Source organism: Vibrio sp. 10N.222.49.C9, assembly GCF_041474985.1.
Taxonomy (GTDB): domain Bacteria; phylum Pseudomonadota; class Gammaproteobacteria; order Enterobacterales; family Vibrionaceae; genus Vibrio; species Vibrio crassostreae_C.
In genome coordinates, this window is record NZ_JBFRVD010000978.1 from 1 (window position 1) to 444 (window position 444).

Sequence of the window (444 nt, forward strand, 5' to 3'; positions counted from 1 at the left end):
GGACAGTCTCACCACTAATCACCTGCAGCGTGACCTCATACAAGGCACGATTCGTCAATAATTCGATGTTGTGATAACCCAAACGCTCATACGCCTGGTATAGATATTTCATTCGACTAGGATTGATGCGACCGTATGAATACGCCTGAAACCTATCCATATTCACCAAAGCATCTTGTGGCAGCACCGTACCAGAACGCACCTCATAGTATTCAGCAAATATCTCAGCAATACGAACACCTTCCGACCTAGCCTCTAACTCCATCTTACTGAAGTAGACACCCAAACCAAAGACGACAATGAGTGCGAAATGAAATATCACACCCCAATGGCGACCGCAAATACGAATGTACCTTGAAGCAAAGGTTTTTGGCCTGTTGTGAGTAGCACCAAAGACATACGCAAAAAAGCATACAGTTATATTCAAGGCTATGATCGTAAGAT

At 43.9% G+C, this 444-nt stretch carries 1 protein-coding gene; it reads right to left on the reverse strand.

What is annotated here, in order from left to right:
* A partial coding sequence (locus AB4585_RS26505; RefSeq protein ID WP_372171729.1) for a hypothetical protein occupies nt 1–322 on the reverse strand: 322 nt, incomplete at its 3' end.
* Between the last annotated feature and the right edge of the window lie 122 nt (nt 323–444).